This window comes from Micromonospora sp. NPDC049374, assembly GCF_040677165.1.
Classification (GTDB): domain Bacteria; phylum Actinomycetota; class Actinomycetes; order Mycobacteriales; family Micromonosporaceae; genus Micromonospora.
Genome location: NZ_JBFAQH010000001.1, coordinates 388,880 through 402,539 on the forward strand (window position 1 = coordinate 388,880; position 13,660 = coordinate 402,539).

General features: G+C 71.8%; 12 protein-coding genes and 1 pseudogene. 12 read left to right on the forward strand and 1 reads right to left on the reverse strand.

Annotated features, from left to right (window positions below; translation table 11 throughout):
* Nucleotides 1-15 precede the first annotated feature (15 nt).
* From AB0J93_RS01840 to AB0J93_RS01875, 8 genes and pseudogenes are all read left to right on the forward strand, one after another.
* Nucleotides 16-346: pseudogene (locus AB0J93_RS01840) on the forward strand (YlxR family protein).
* Nucleotides 347-439: 93 nt separating this feature from the next.
* Nucleotides 440-3,421: a translation initiation factor IF-2 gene (infB, locus tag AB0J93_RS01845; protein WP_363917119.1), complete on the forward strand. Its 2,982-nt coding sequence runs from the start codon at nt 440-442 to the stop codon at nt 3,419-3,421.
* Nucleotides 3,422-3,512: 91 nt separating this feature from the next.
* Entirely contained in the window at nt 3,513-3,806 is a 294-nt protein-coding gene (locus AB0J93_RS01850; RefSeq protein WP_363917121.1) for a DUF503 domain-containing protein, read from the forward strand.
* A gap of 134 nt (nt 3,807-3,940) precedes the next feature.
* The gene (gene rbfA / locus AB0J93_RS01855; RefSeq protein WP_363917123.1) at nt 3,941-4,450 is read left to right on the forward strand and encodes a 30S ribosome-binding factor RbfA; all 510 of its coding nucleotides are present in this window, start codon (nt 3,941-3,943) and stop codon (nt 4,448-4,450) included.
* A gap of 233 nt (nt 4,451-4,683) precedes the next feature.
* A complete protein-coding gene (locus tag AB0J93_RS01860) occupies nt 4,684-5,679 on the forward strand; it encodes a bifunctional oligoribonuclease/PAP phosphatase NrnA (RefSeq protein ID WP_363917680.1) in 996 nt (331 codons plus the stop codon).
* Nucleotides 5,680-5,742: 63 nt separating this feature from the next.
* Nucleotides 5,743-6,150: a hypothetical protein gene (locus AB0J93_RS01865; RefSeq protein ID WP_363917682.1), complete on the forward strand. Its 408-nt coding sequence runs from the start codon at nt 5,743-5,745 to the stop codon at nt 6,148-6,150.
* Nucleotides 6,150-6,359 carry a DUF6186 family protein gene (locus AB0J93_RS01870; RefSeq protein ID WP_363917684.1) on the forward strand — a complete coding sequence of 70 codons (210 nt, stop codon included), beginning with the start codon at nt 6,150-6,152 and terminating at the stop codon, nt 6,357-6,359. Before AB0J93_RS01865 ends, AB0J93_RS01870 begins: the two co-directional genes overlap by 1 nt.
* A 536-nt stretch (nt 6,360-6,895) precedes the next feature.
* Nucleotides 6,896-8,239 carry an MATE family efflux transporter gene (locus AB0J93_RS01875; RefSeq protein WP_363917125.1) on the forward strand — a complete coding sequence of 448 codons (1,344 nt, stop codon included), beginning with the start codon at nt 6,896-6,898 and terminating at the stop codon, nt 8,237-8,239.
* On the opposite strand, the gene AB0J93_RS01880 is transcribed toward AB0J93_RS01875, so the two are convergent.
* On the reverse strand, nt 8,240-8,551 hold the full coding sequence (locus AB0J93_RS01880) for a hypothetical protein (protein WP_363917127.1): 312 nt from the start codon (nt 8,549-8,551) through the stop codon (nt 8,240-8,242).
* A 145-nt stretch (nt 8,552-8,696) separates the two neighbouring features.
* Here AB0J93_RS01880 and truB point away from each other — a divergent pair, with 145 nt between their 5' ends.
* The 4 genes from truB (at nt 8,697) to AB0J93_RS01900 (ending at nt 13,621) form a co-directional block, all read left to right on the forward strand.
* Entirely contained in the window at nt 8,697-9,581 is an 885-nt protein-coding gene (truB, locus tag AB0J93_RS01885) for a tRNA pseudouridine(55) synthase TruB (RefSeq protein ID WP_363917129.1), read from the forward strand.
* 59 nt (nt 9,582-9,640) lie between these two features.
* Complete coding sequence (locus AB0J93_RS01890; protein ID WP_363917131.1) at nt 9,641-10,570, forward strand: bifunctional riboflavin kinase/FAD synthetase; 930 nt, start codon at nt 9,641-9,643, stop codon at nt 10,568-10,570.
* A gap of 193 nt (nt 10,571-10,763) precedes the next feature.
* On the forward strand, nt 10,764-11,033 hold the full coding sequence (gene rpsO / locus AB0J93_RS01895; RefSeq protein WP_099847095.1) for a 30S ribosomal protein S15: 270 nt from the start codon (nt 10,764-10,766) through the stop codon (nt 11,031-11,033).
* Nucleotides 11,034-11,254: 221 nt separating this feature from the next.
* Entirely contained in the window at nt 11,255-13,621 is a 2,367-nt protein-coding gene (locus tag AB0J93_RS01900; protein ID WP_363917133.1) for a polyribonucleotide nucleotidyltransferase, read from the forward strand.
* Nucleotides 13,622-13,660 lie beyond the last annotated feature (39 nt).

Consider the following 13,660-nt stretch of genomic DNA (forward strand, 5'->3'; position numbering starts at 1 on the left):
GGTAGACTTCCACCAGTGGCACGACGCGCGCTGCCGGAGCGCACCTGTGTGGGTTGTCGACGGCGCGCACCGGCCAGTGAATTGCTGCGGATCGTCGCGATTGGCGACGAGGCTGGTTTCAGCCTCCGACCCGATCCGGCCCGCAGGCTGCCGGGTCGGGGAGCGAACATGCACCCGGATCCGGCCTGCTTCGCGCAGGCAGTGCGGCGTCGTGCCTTCGGGCGCGCGCTGCGCGTCGCCGGGGTTCCGGATGACGGGGCCCTCGCGGAGTACCTGACGCGTCAACCACCACGTTCGGTCACCCGACCGGACGAGGGCCGCTAGCAAGGTAGGACGACCGACATGAGCACACGATGAAGTCCCAGAAATGATCAGGCTTCAAGTGCACGAGTGAGGTCGCTGCGGGTGCTGCCCGCACGACCTCGGAGTGAGGAGTGCAGTGGCAGGTAAGGCCCGCGTACACGAGCTTGCAAAAGAGCTCGGGGTCGAAAGCAAGACCGTACTCGCCAAGCTCAAGGAGATGGGCGAGTTCGTCAAGTCCGCGTCGAGCACCGTAGAGGCGCCTGTCGCCCGACGGCTGCGCAGCGCGTTCGTCGCCTCGGGTGGCCCCGGTGCCTCGGCGGCTGCGCCGCCGGCCGCGCCGGCTCCGACGGCGGCAGCACCGACCCCGTCGCCGACCCCCGGCGAGCCTCGGGTCACCGCCAAGCCGACGCCACCACGGCGTCCGGCGGTGCCCGGGCCGAAGCCGAAGGGTCCGGTGCCCGGTCCGCCGCCAGCGGCGGCCCCGGTCGCCAAGCCGGCGAGTGCTCACGATATCGAGGTGGCCGCCGCCGAGGCGCGTGCCGCCGCGTTGAAGGCTGAGCAGGAGGCCGCGGTCAAGGCCGCCCAGGCCGCCCGCCAGCAGCAGCGGGAGAACGTCCGCCGGGAGCCCCCGGCCGACGGCGGTACCCGTCCGGGTCCCCGACCCGGTCCCGGCACGATGCCGCCCCGCCCGGGTTCTCCGGCTGCGGGTCGTCCCGGTGCCACCAACCCGGGTCCGGGTGGCCGGCAGGGTCGCCCGCCGGCGCGCGGCGCCGGTAACAACCCCTTCGGCATCCAGGGCAGCCAGCAGCAGCGGCCACCGGCCGCCGGTGCCGGTGGTTCCCGGCCCAGCCCGGCCTCGATGCCGCCGCGGCCCAGCCCGGCCTCTATGCCGCCCCGGCCCAGCCCGGCCTCGATGCCGAGCCAGCGTCCGGGTCGTCCCGGTGGCCCGGGTGCCGGTCGTCCCGGTGGGGGCGCCGGTCGTCCCGGTGGTGGCGGCGGTGGCGGTGGCTACCGTGGTGGCCCCGGTGGTGGCGGCGGTGGCGGTGGCTACCGTGGTGGCCCCGGTGGTGGCGGCGGTGGCGGTGGCTACCGTGGCGGTCCCGGTGGCGGCGGTGGCGGTGGATTCCGCCCGGGTGCGCCGGCCGGTGGCGGCGGTCGCCCCGGTGGCGGCGGCCGTGGCCGTGGCGGCGGTGCCGCAGGTGCCTTCGGGCGTCCGGGTGGCAAGCCCACCCGTGGTCGCAAGTCCAAGAAGCAGCGCAGACAGGAGTTCGACAACCTGTCGGCTCCGACCATGAGCTCGGGGGCTCCCCGGGGTCAGGGGCAGACGGTACGCCTCTCCCGTGGCGCCTCGCTGTCGGACTTCGCTGACAAGATCAACGCCAATCCGGGTTCGCTGGTCCAGGAGATGTTCAACCTGGGCGAGATGGTCACCGCGACCCAGTCGTGCTCCGACGACACGCTGCTGCTGCTCGGTGAGCACCTCGGCTTCAACGTGCAGATCGTCAGCCCGGAGGACGAGGACCGCGAGCTGCTCGCGCAGTTCAACATCGACCTCGACGCCGAGGTGGCGGAGGACCGCCTGGTCAGCCGGGCGCCGGTGGTGACCGTCATGGGTCACGTCGACCACGGTAAGACCAAGCTGCTCGACGCGATCCGTAAGGCGAACGTCGTCGCCGGTGAGGCCGGAGGCATCACCCAGCACATCGGTGCCTACCAGGTCCACGTGCCGCACGAGGGCGTGGACCGCGCGGTGACCTTCATCGACACCCCGGGTCACGAGGCGTTCACCGCCATGCGTGCCCGTGGTGCCCAGGTGACGGACATCGTGATCCTGGTGGTCGCGGCCGACGACGGTGTCATGCCGCAGACCATCGAGGCGTTGAACCACGCCAAGGCGGCCGAGGTGCCGATCGTGGTGGCGGTCAACAAGGTCGACAAGCCGGAGGCGAACCCGGACAAGGTCCGCCAGCAGCTGACCGAGTACGGCCTGGTCGCCGAGGAGTACGGCGGCGAGACCATGTTCGTCAACGTGGCCGCGAAGCCCGGCATCGGCATCGAGGAACTGCTCGAAGCGGTGCTGCTCACCGCCGACGCGTCGCTGGAGCTGACCGCTCCGACCGACGGGCCGGCGCAGGGTGTGGCCATCGAGGCGCACCTGGACAAGGGCCGTGGTGCGGTGGCGACGGTGCTGGTGCAGAAGGGCACCCTGCGGGCGGGCGACTCGATCGTCGCCGGTGGGGCGCACGGCCGGGTCCGGGCGATGCTCGACGAGAACGGCAACCAGGTCACCGAGGCGGGTCCGGCGCGTCCGGTCATGGTCCTCGGTCTGACCGCGGTGCCGGGGGCGGGCGACACCTTCCTCGCTGCGGCGGACGACCGCACGGTGCGGCAGATCGCCGAGCAGCGGCAGGCCCGTCGGCGGGCGGCGGCGTTCGCCAACTCCCGTGGCCGGGCCACCCTTGAGACGCTCATGGAGCAGCTCAAGGAGGGCGAGAAGACGTCGCTCAACCTCATCCTCAAGGGTGACGTCTCCGGTTCGGTGGAGGCCCTGGAGGACGCGCTGTTCAACCTCGACATCCCCGAGGAGGTTCAGCTCAAGGTCCTCGACCGGGGCGTCGGCGCGATCACCGAGAGCAACGTCATGCTCGCGAGCGCCTCGTCCGAGCCGGTCACGATCATCGGCTTCAACGTGCGGGCCTCGAACAAGGTCCGCGAGATGGCCGACCGCGAGGGCGTGGAGATCCGGTACTACACCGTCATCTACCAGGCCATCGAGGAGATCGAGGCGGCGCTCAAGGGCCTGCTCAAGCCGGAGTACGAGGAGGTCGAGCTCGGCACCGCGGAGATCCGCGACGTGTTCCGCTCGTCCAAGATCGGCAACATCTCCGGTTGCATCGTCCGGTCGGGTGTCATCCGACGGAACGCGAAGGCGCGCCTGCTGCGCGACGGCACGGTCGTGGCGGACAACCTCACGGTCAGCTCGCTCAAGCGGTTCAAGGACGACGCGACGGAGGTCCGGGAGGGCTTCGAGTGCGGTCTGACTCTGGGTGGTTACAACAACGTCCAGGTCGGCGACGTGATCGAGACCTTCGAGATGCGGGAGAAGGTTCGCGCCTGATCCGGCGGTGACGCACTGATCAAGGGGTTTACGCCGACCGGCGTAAACCCCTTGATCATGTGGGGTGGGGTACGGGTAGTGTCCCCAGACGATGTACACCGCAACCGCAGTATTCGACCTGCTGCTACCGGGGGACTCCCGGTCGCTGAAGGCCAAGAGGTCGTACGTGCGGCCGATCGTCGCGGCGCTCCGCCGGTTCGACGTGTCGGCCGCCGAGGTGGGGGCGCTCGACCTGCACGGGCGAGCGGAGATAGGAGTGGCGGTGGTGGCCGCCGAGGCGGCACACGCCCATGAGGTGCTCGACTCGTGCGAGCGTCTGGTGGCGGGCCGTCCGGAGGTCGAACTGCTGTCGGTGCGTCGTCGGTGGTACGGCGACGACGACTGAGTCGGCTGAACACCGCCCCGCACGCCGGGGGCGGACGGCGCGGGTAGGGTTCGAGTGTTGGGGTCGGTGCGGGCTCCGGTGACGCCGGCGTCACCGGTCCCGCCCGGTAGCGGGACGCCGTGGAGGTGGCGGAGATGACGGATGCGGCCAAGGTACGCCGGCACGCGGAGCGGGTGCGCGAACTGGTCGCGTCGGTGGTGCGGAGTCAGATCAAGGATCCCCGACTCGGCATGATCACCATCACCGACGCCCGGATCACCGCCGACCTGCGTGACGCCACGGTCTTCTACACCGTGCTCGGCGACGCGGCGGCCCAGGCGGGCACCGCCGCCGCGCTGGACAGCGCCAAGGGCATGCTGCGCAGCACGGTCGGCAAGGCTCTCGGGCTGCGCCACTCGCCGACGCTGACCTTCGTCCTGGACGACGTTCAGGATCAGGTCAAGCACATCGACGACCTGCTAGCCGCGGCCCGTAACGCGGACGCCGAGGTGCAGCGCCTGGCGGCGAGGGCCGAGTACGCCGGTGAGGCGCAGCCGTACCGCCTCGACGAGGACGAGGACGGCGCCGATGACGAGGACGGCGCCGAGGACGAGGACGAGCCCGACGGGACCGCCGACGATGCCCGGGGCGGGGACCGTCGGTGACCACTCCCTCCGGTGGTGCCGTGACCGAGCCGGATCCCGCCGTGCGGCGGCAACCCGGCCCCGGCCGGGTCGGTGCGGTCGCAGGCGGTCAGCCGGCCCCGGCGACGGCGACGGCAGGTCCGCACGCTCCGGTCGACTCGCCCGGGTCGAGTCCGTCCGCGTCGACATCCGTCGGCCCGACCGAGGCCGGGCCGGCACCCGCCGGGCCGACCGAGGCCGACTGGGCCGCCGCGGTGGCAGCGGTCCGCCAGTTGCCCGCCGACGGCCGGGTGCTGCTGATCTGCCACGTCAACCCGGACGGTGACGCGCTGGGCAGCATGCTCGGCTTCGCGCTCGGGCTGCGGCGACTCGGCGTACGCCGGTTGCAGGCCACCTTCCCCGGTCCGCCGGAGGTGCCCGAGCCGTTGCGCGGCCTGCCCGGTCTGGAGCTGCTGGTGCCGGAGGCGGAGGTGGAACCCGAGCCGGATCTGGTCATCTGCTTCGACGCGGCGAGTGAGTCGCGGCTCGGTGAGCTGGCCGACCGGTTGACCGGGAAGGGCACCGCGCTGGTGCTCGACCACCACGCCTCGAACCGTGGCTTCGGCGACGTGAACCTGGTCGATCCGGCGGCGGCGGCGACCTCCGTACTCGCCGAGCAGCTACTGGACCGGCTCGGCGTGCCGTTGGACGCCGGCATCGCCGAGTGCCTGTACGTGGCGTTGAGCACCGACACGGGATCGTTCCGGTTCGACGCGACCACCCCGGCGGTGCACGAGATGGCGGCCCGGCTGTTGGCCACCGGGATCCGTCCTGGTGACATCTCGCGGCTGGTGTTCGACAGCCGGCCGTTCGGCGCGGTGCGGCTTTTCGGTGAGGTGCTCGGGCGAGCCCGGCTGGAGCCCGATGAGGCCGGCGGGCAGGGCCTGGTCTGGACGTACGCGACCCTGGACGACCTGGCCCGCCACGAGCAGCGGCCGTACGTGCTGGAGGCGCTGATCGATCCGGTGCGCTGCACCGCTGAGGCCGACGTGAGTTGCGTGGTCAAGCAGACCGCGCCGGGGGTGTGGGCGGTCTCCCTGCGCAGCAAGGGTGCGACGGACGTGAGTCGGGTGGCTGTCGCGCTGGGCGGTGGTGGGCATCGGCTGGCCGCCGGTTTCACCGGCCGTGGCACGGTGGACGAGGTCATCGAGCAGATCAGGACCCAGTTGCGGGCGTACGCCCCGAGGAGCGGCACCGACCAGCAGGGGTGATTTCAGGGTCGACTCCGGGGCGTCGGCGCTTCGGCACCTGGACAGGGCGGGGAGAATCGGATGATGGAGCAGCCCCACGATCTCACCGTCGACGCCCCTCGCACCTGGGAGCGGCCGGTCGTCTGCGTACCGGTGCTTGTCGCTCTCTCACTGGTGGGCGGCCGCTTCTCGTCCTTCTCGACCGAGGCGAACGTCTATGTGTTCGGTGCCGGCGGGGTGCTGATCTGGCTCGGTCTGACCAAGCGGGTGCAGGCCCGCCCGGCGCCTGAGCGGTTGCGACCCGGCGCGGTCTGGTGGGCGCTGCCGGTGGTGGTCTTCGGGATCTTCGAGGGGGTCACCTTCATCGCGGCGGCCGGTGACGACTTCCCCACCTTCTCCCTGCTGGCCGACCCGCTGCTGGAGGACCGACTGGTCCGTTCGGCGGCCTGGTTGGTGTGGCTGTCGGCGTTCTGGGGACTGGTGCGGCGATGATGCGGGCACTGGCGATCGGCGGGTTCCTGGTCGGGTTGGCGCTGTTCGGGCTGATCGAGTGGCTGGCCCGACGGGAGGGCTCGAAGATCCCGACACTCGGCGAACTCTGCGCATACGTCATGCGGTACGAGGTCGGTCCGGTGCCGGTGGGCCGGATCGGGTTGTTCGGCTTCTGGTGGTGGATCGGCTGGCACTTCCTGGCTCGATGACGGGATTCGATCCGTCCAGATCGCGGGAACAGCGCGCACCATGTGGACCTGAACGATAACTTGGGAAACGGCTGGCGCCGCTTCGGCGCAGGTCAGGGGCGGAGCCATACCCGGTACCGCTCCGCTCCAGGGTTGACCGACCCGGGCCACCAGGCCGCCCATCCGCCGCTCCGGCGACCCCGGAACCGGCTTTCGGGCGACAGTCGTAGCACCGCCCGTGACGCGCCGCCGCGCTCGGTGACGCGTGCCCTGGAAGGGGTTCACCATGGCCGCCAAGCCCAAGCCCGAGACCACTGACGAGGCCCGTGAGCAGGCCCGTCGCGCCCTGCAGACCTCCATGGACACCCGTCAGTGACGGTGTTCGACCGGTGGTGACGTCCCGCCGCCGACGCGTACGGCGTCACCGCCGGTCCGGTCGTCCTCCCGCGCCGCCGGGCTGGACCGCCGCTGCCCCGACCACCCGGGGGGGACGTTCGTCCGGGTAAGTGGTGGGTAAGCTTGCTCCCCTTACGCCTAACGTGCCACCATCGGCGGCGATGAGTCAGTCGACAATTGCCACCGGCCGGGTTGCGTCGCCGCGTCGAATCGCCGCGCTCGCCCTGCCCGCCCTCGTGGTGCTCGCCGCCGAGCCGCTCTACGTGCTCGTCGACACGGCGGTTGTCGGCCACCTGGGCCGGGTGCCCCTGGCGGCGGTAGCCGTGGGTGGCACCGTGATGACCCTCACCGCCTGGCTGGGGACCGTGGTCGCGTACGGCACGACCGGCCGCGCGGCTCGCCGGTTCGGTGCCGGGGACCGCGCCGCCGCGGTGGCCGAGGGGGTCCAGGCATCCTGGTCGGCCCTTGGCGTCGGGCTGGCGGTCGTCATCGGCATGCAGTTCGGCGGTGGTGCCCTCGCGGGTGCCCTGGCCGGCGGTGGTGAGGTGGCCGTCGCCGCCGCGGAGTGGCTGCGCATCGCGGCGTTCGGTGCCCCCGGGCTGCTGCTCGCCGCCGCCGGCAACGGCTGGCTGCGGGGTGTGCAGGACACCCGCCGGCCGCTGCTCTTCGTGGTCGGCCCCAACGTGCTCTCCGCGGTGCTCTGCCCGGTGCTGGTCTACCCGGTCGGCATGGGGCTGATCGGCTCGGCGGTGGCGAACGTGATCGCGCAGACCCTCTCCGGTGCCCTCTTCGCCGCCGCCCTGGTCGCCGAGCGGGTGGCCCTGCGCCCGCGTCCCCGGATCATCGGCCAGCAACTGGTGCTCAGCCGGGACCTGCTGATCCGCGGGGTGGCCTTCCAGGCCAGCTTCCTGTCCGCCACGGCCGTGGCCGCCCGGTTCGGTGCCGCCACGGTCGGCGCCCACCAGATCGCCGTACAGCTCTGGTTCTTCGCGGCGCTGGTGCTCGACGCCTTGGCCATCGCCGCGCAGGCGCTGGTAGGGGCGGCGCTCGGCGGTGGTGACGACGCGACGGCGCGGGCGCTGGCCCGCCGGATCGGCCGGTTGGGCGCGATCTGCGGTACGGCGTTCGCGGTGCTCGCGGCGGCCGGTGCCGGCGTGGTGCCCACCTGGTTCAGCTCCGATCGGGCGGTACACGAGCAGGCGCTTGTCGCCTGGCCCTGGTTCGCCGCGATGCTGCCGCTGGCCGGGGTGGTGTTCGCCCTCGACGGGGTGCTGATCGGCGCGGGTGACATCCGTTATCTGCGCAACCTCACCATGGCCGGTGCGCTCGGCGGATTCCTGCCGGCGATCTGGCTGGCGTACGCCCTCGACCTGGGCCTCGGTGGCATCTGGGCCGGGCTGATGCTGTTCACCGTCATCCGCCTGATCGGGCTGCTGCTGCGACTACGCAGCGGTGCGTGGGCGGTGACCGGCGCGATCCGCGGCGAGGAGCGCGTTGCCGCCTGATCAGGCCTGGCTGTAGAGCGCGTAGATGAAGAGCACCAGGGCCAGGCTCACCACGAAGGAGACGAGCATGGCGATGACCTTCACGGTGTTCGGGTAACGGTCGCGGAGGCGTCGTCGTCCCTGCCAGGCCCACCAGCGGCGGCGGACCGTGCCGGCCCCGGGCAGAGCGGCCACCCCCTCGGCGATCCGGACGCCGAGCGTGCGTCTCGGCGGCGGTGGATCCAGCATCCAGTCCGGCAGTGCGCTGGGCTGGTCGGGCGTACGCAGACGGACCGAATCGTCGGGCCGGCGTGTTCGATCGGGCGTGGTCATCTCGTTCTCCCCGTGGCCTGCCGGCGGCGGCACTCACCGCCGCCGATGTGCCCATCGTGTCAGGGAGATACCAACGCGAACATCCGATTTTCGGCGGCCCGTCCGGTGCTCGGGGCGGCAGGCCGGTCTGGCAGGCTTGCACGCCGTGAGCACAGACGGCCTGATCGTGGTGGACAAGTCCGGCGGTATGACCTCGCACGACGTGGTCGCCCGGATCCGCCGGCTGGCCCGGACCCGACGCGTCGGTCACGGCGGCACGCTCGATCCGATGGCCACCGGGGTTCTGGTGATCGGGGTGGGCCGGGCCACCCGGCTGCTGACGTACGTGATCGGTGCGGACAAGAGCTACGCGGCGACCATCCGGCTGGGGCAGGCCACGGTCACCGACGACGCGGAGGGTGACGTGATCGCCACCACGCCCGCCGGGATGCTCACCGACGAGGCGGTCCGGGACGTTCTGGCCGGAATGACCGGGGAGATCGACCAGGTGCCGAGCGCGGTGAGCGCCATCAAAGTCAACGGGCAGCGGGCGTACAAACGGGTCCGTGAGGGGGAGAGCGTCGACCTGCCGGCCCGGCGGGTCACCGTCTCCCGGCTCGACGTGCCGGCGATCCGGCGTGACCGGCCCGACGTGGTCGACGTCGACGTCGACGTGGCCTGCTCGACCGGGACGTACATCCGGGCGATCGCCCGCGACGCCGGCCTGGCGCTCGGGGTCGGCGGCCACCTGACCGCGCTGCGTCGTACCGCCGTGGGTGGGTTCACCCTGGCGGAGGCCCTGACCCTCGACGAGCTGGAGCGCCGCGCACCGGACGTGGTGGGGCTGCCGCTCGCGGCCGCCGCCGACCGGTTCTTCCCCCGCCGGGACGCCACCGCCGAGGAGGCGAAGGTGCTCTCCCACGGCGGTCCGCTCGACCCGGTCGGCCACACCGGGCCGTACGCGGTCTTCGATCCGGCCGGCGGGCTGATCGCTATCGTCAGCGAGCGGGCCGGCCGGGCCCGCGCGGAGATCGTGCTCGCCCCGGCCTGATGCCGGGTGCCCGACGGCCGACCGCCGACGGTCGGGGCCAACGACAGCGGAGGAGCAGCATGCAGCGGTGGCGGGGGTACGACGCGGCGCCCGGTGGCTGGGGACGGTCGGTCGTCACCATCGGCGTCTTCGATGGTGTGCACAAGGGGCACCAGGCGACGATCGGGCACGCCGTGGCCCGCGCCCGTGAACTCGGCGTGCAGTCGGTGGTGGTCACCTTCGACCCACACCCGGCCGAGGTGGTGCGGCCCGGTTCCCATCCGGCCGTGCTGACCGAGCCGTCCCGCAAGGCGGAGCTGATCGAGGCCCTCGGTGCGGACGTGCTCTGTGTGATCCCGTTCACGCCAGAGGTCTCCCGGCTGTCGGCCGAGGCGTTCGTGCACGACGTGCTTGTCGAGCACCTGCACGCCGCACTCGTGGTGGTGGGCGAGAACTTCCGGTTCGGCCACCGGGCCGCCGGTGACGTGGCGCTGCTGGAGCGGCTCGGCCGTACGTTCGGCTTCGCCGTCGAAGGGGCGCCGCTGGTGGCCGCGGCCGGCACGGTCTTCTCCTCGACGTACATCAGATCCTGCGTCGACGCAGGTGACGTGACCGCAGCGGCCGACGCGCTCGGCCGCCCACACCGGCTGGAGGGTGTGGTTGTCCGCGGTGACCAGCGCGGGCGTGAACTCGGCTACCCGACCGCGAACCTGCTCTGCCACCGGTACGCGGCGGTCCCGGCCGACGGCGTCTACGCCGCCCGGATGATCCGTCGGGGGCAGCGGCAGCCGCTCGCCGCCGCCGTGTCGATCGGCACGAACCCGACCTTCTCCGGCCGGGAGCGGCGGATCGAGGCGTACGCGCTGGACTTCGACGGCGACCTCTACGGCGAGCGGCTGGCGCTGGACTTCGTGGCGCATCTGCGCGGGCAGGCCCGCTTCGACTCGATCGAGCCGCTGATCGCCCAGATCGCCCAGGACGTCGAGCGGACCCGCCGGGTTCTGGGCTGACCGGTCACCGACCCGCCCGTGGCCCTTGACCGGCCGGGTCGGGTGGGTGCTGGTAGGCTGGCTGAGACGTCGGCTGACCGACGTGGGGCCTCGCCTGCCTGCTCGACGCCGCGGGTGCGAGGACCGTCCGTCACCGGTGCCGTAGCCCGGCCCGACGGACCGCATTGAGACAACCCACCAGAACAGGGAGAACATGGCGCTCGACCAGCAGTCCAAGGCCAAGATCCGCGAGGAGTACGCCACCGCCGAGGGTGACACCGGGTCGCCCGAGGTGCAGGTCGCGGTCCTCACCAAGCGGATCGCCGATCTCACCGAGCACCTGAAGGTGCACAAGCACGACCACCACAGCCGCCGTGGGCTGCTGCTGCTGGTCGGCCGTCGCCGCCGGTTGCTCAACTACGTTCAGAAGAAGGACATCAACCGCTACCGGTCGCTCATCGAGCGGCTCGGCCTGCGCCGGTGACGTGACGGGGGAGTGGCCCACCAGGTCACTCCCCCGTCGGCGTCCCAACCGAGAAACGGGCCACGACCACCCAGACAAGGGAGCGTCGGCGTACCGGTCTCCGGTAGTGGCCTCCGGGCACCCTGGCATCCCGCCGGTGGTCCCGGGCGCTTCGATCGAAGACCGGCCGTCCGCACAGCTTCCGCGTCGTGGCCCCCGATGCGAAGGAGCATTGAAGCAGCATGACCGAGACCAAACTCGGCACCGAAATCCGCACCGCCGTGATCGACAACGGGTCGTTCGGCACCCGTGAGATCACCTTCTCGACCGGCCGGCTGGCCCGACAGGCCGCCGGGTCCGTCATCGCCCAGCTCGGCGAGACGGTCGTCCTCTCCGCCACCACCGCCGGCAAGCAGCCGAAGGAGCAGTTCGACTTCTTCCCGCTGACCGTCGACGTGGAGGAGCGGATGTACGCCGCGGGCCGCATCCCCGGCTCGTTCTTCCGACGCGAGGGTCGGCCCAGCGAGGACGCCATCCTCACCTGCCGCCTGATCGACCGGCCGCTGCGCCCGTCGTTCGTCAAGGGGCTTCGCAACGAGGTCCAGGTCGTCGAGACGATCCTCGCGCTCGACCCGCAGCACCCGTACGACGTTGTCGCGATCAACGCCGCGTCGATGTCGACCAAGCTGTCCGGCCTGCCGTTCTCCGGCCCGATCGGCGCCACCCGGATGGCCCACGTGGACGGCCAGTGGGTCGCCTTCCCGACGCACGAGGAGCTGGCTCGGGCAACCTTCGACATGGTGGTGGCCGGCCGGGCCCTCGCGGACGGCGACGTCGCGATCATGATGGTCGAGGCGGAAGCCACCGAGCACACCGTGAAGCTGGTCGCCGGCGGGGCACCCGCCCCGACCGAGGAGGTCGTGGCCAGCGGCCTGGAGGCCGCCAAGCCCGCCATCCGCGAGCTGTGCCGGGCGCAGAGCGAGCTGGCCGAGGTCGCCGCCAAGCCGATCGCCGAGTTCCCGGTCTTCCTGGACTACCAGGACGACGCGTACGACGCGGTCGTCGAACTGGCCCGCGCCGACGTCGCCGAGGCCCTGCAGATCGCCGGCAAGGCCGACCGCGAAGGGGCCCTGGACGCGATCAAGCTGCGCGTGCAGGAGGAACTCGGCTCTCGCTTCGAGGGCCGGGAGAAGGAACTCTCCGCGGCCTTCCGCTCGCTGACCAAGTCCGAGGTGCGTAGCCGGGTGCTGCGCGAGCAGGTCCGCATCGACGGTCGCGGTCCGCGTGACATCCGCCCGCTGAGCGCCGAGGTGGGCGTGCTGCCCCGGGTGCACGGCTCGGCGCTGTTCGAGCGCGGCGAGACCCAGATCCTCGGCGTCACCACGCTCAACATGCTGCGCATGGAGCAGGCGCTGGACACCCTCTCCCCGGAGAAGTCCAAGCGCTACATGCACAACTACAACTTCCCGCCGTACTCCACCGGCGAGACCGGCCGGGTCGGCTCGCCGAAGCGTCGCGAGATCGGGCACGGCGCCCTCGCGGAGCGGGCGCTGATCCCGGTGCTGCCCTCGCGGGAGGAGTTCCCGTACGCCATCCGGCAGGTCTCCGAGGCGCTCGGCTCCAACGGCTCCACCTCGATGGGCTCGGTCTGCGCCTCGACGCTGGGCCTGCTCAGCGCCGGTGTGCCGCTGAAGGCCCCGGTCGCCGGCATCGCCATGGGCCTCATCTCCGACGAGGTCGACGGCAAGACCCAGTACGTCACGCTTACCGACATCCTCGGTGCCGAGGACGCCTTCGGCGACATGGACTTCAAGGTCGCCGGTACCCGTGACTTCGTCACCGCGTTGCAGCTCGACACCAAGCTCGACGGCATCCCGTCGGACGTGCTGGCCGCCGCGCTCCAGCAGGCCCACGAGGCACGGCAGACGATTCTCGACGTGATGCAGCGGGCGATCGAGGCTCCGGCCGAGATGTCCGACTACGCGCCCCGGGTGACCACCGTGAAGATCCCGGTCGACAAGATCGGCATGGTGATCGGCCCGAAGGGTCAGACCATCAACGCCATCCAGGACGAGACCGGCGCCGAGATCTCCATCGAGGACGACGGCACCATCTACGTCGGCGCGACAAACGGCCCGTCGGCGCAGGCCGCGGTCGAGCGGATCAACGCGATCGCCAACCCGACCCTGCCCAAGATGGGTGACCGGTTCCTCGGCACGGTGGTGAAGACCGCTCCGTTCGGCGCGTTCGTCTCGCTGCTGCCGGGCCGCGACGGCCTGCTGCACATCTCCAAGGTGGGCGACGGCAAGCGGGTCGAGAAGGTCGAGGACTTCCTCAACGTCGGTGACCGGGTCGAGGTCGAGATCGCCGACATCGACCAGCGCGGCAAGATCTACCTGGACAAGGTCCGCCCGGAGGGTGCCGAGGCGCCGGACGCCGCAGCCGGCGAGGAGCGGCCCGCCGGCCGCGACCGGGGTGGCGACCGGGGTCCGCGTGACCGGGGCGACCGCGAGCGCGGTGGCGACCGGGGCGGTCGTGGCCCCGAGCGTGGTGAAGGTGGCGAGGGCGGCGGCGACAACCGTCCCCGACGCCGTACCCGGCACAGCTGACCAATGAACCGCTGACCGGCCGGGCGACACCGTCGCCCG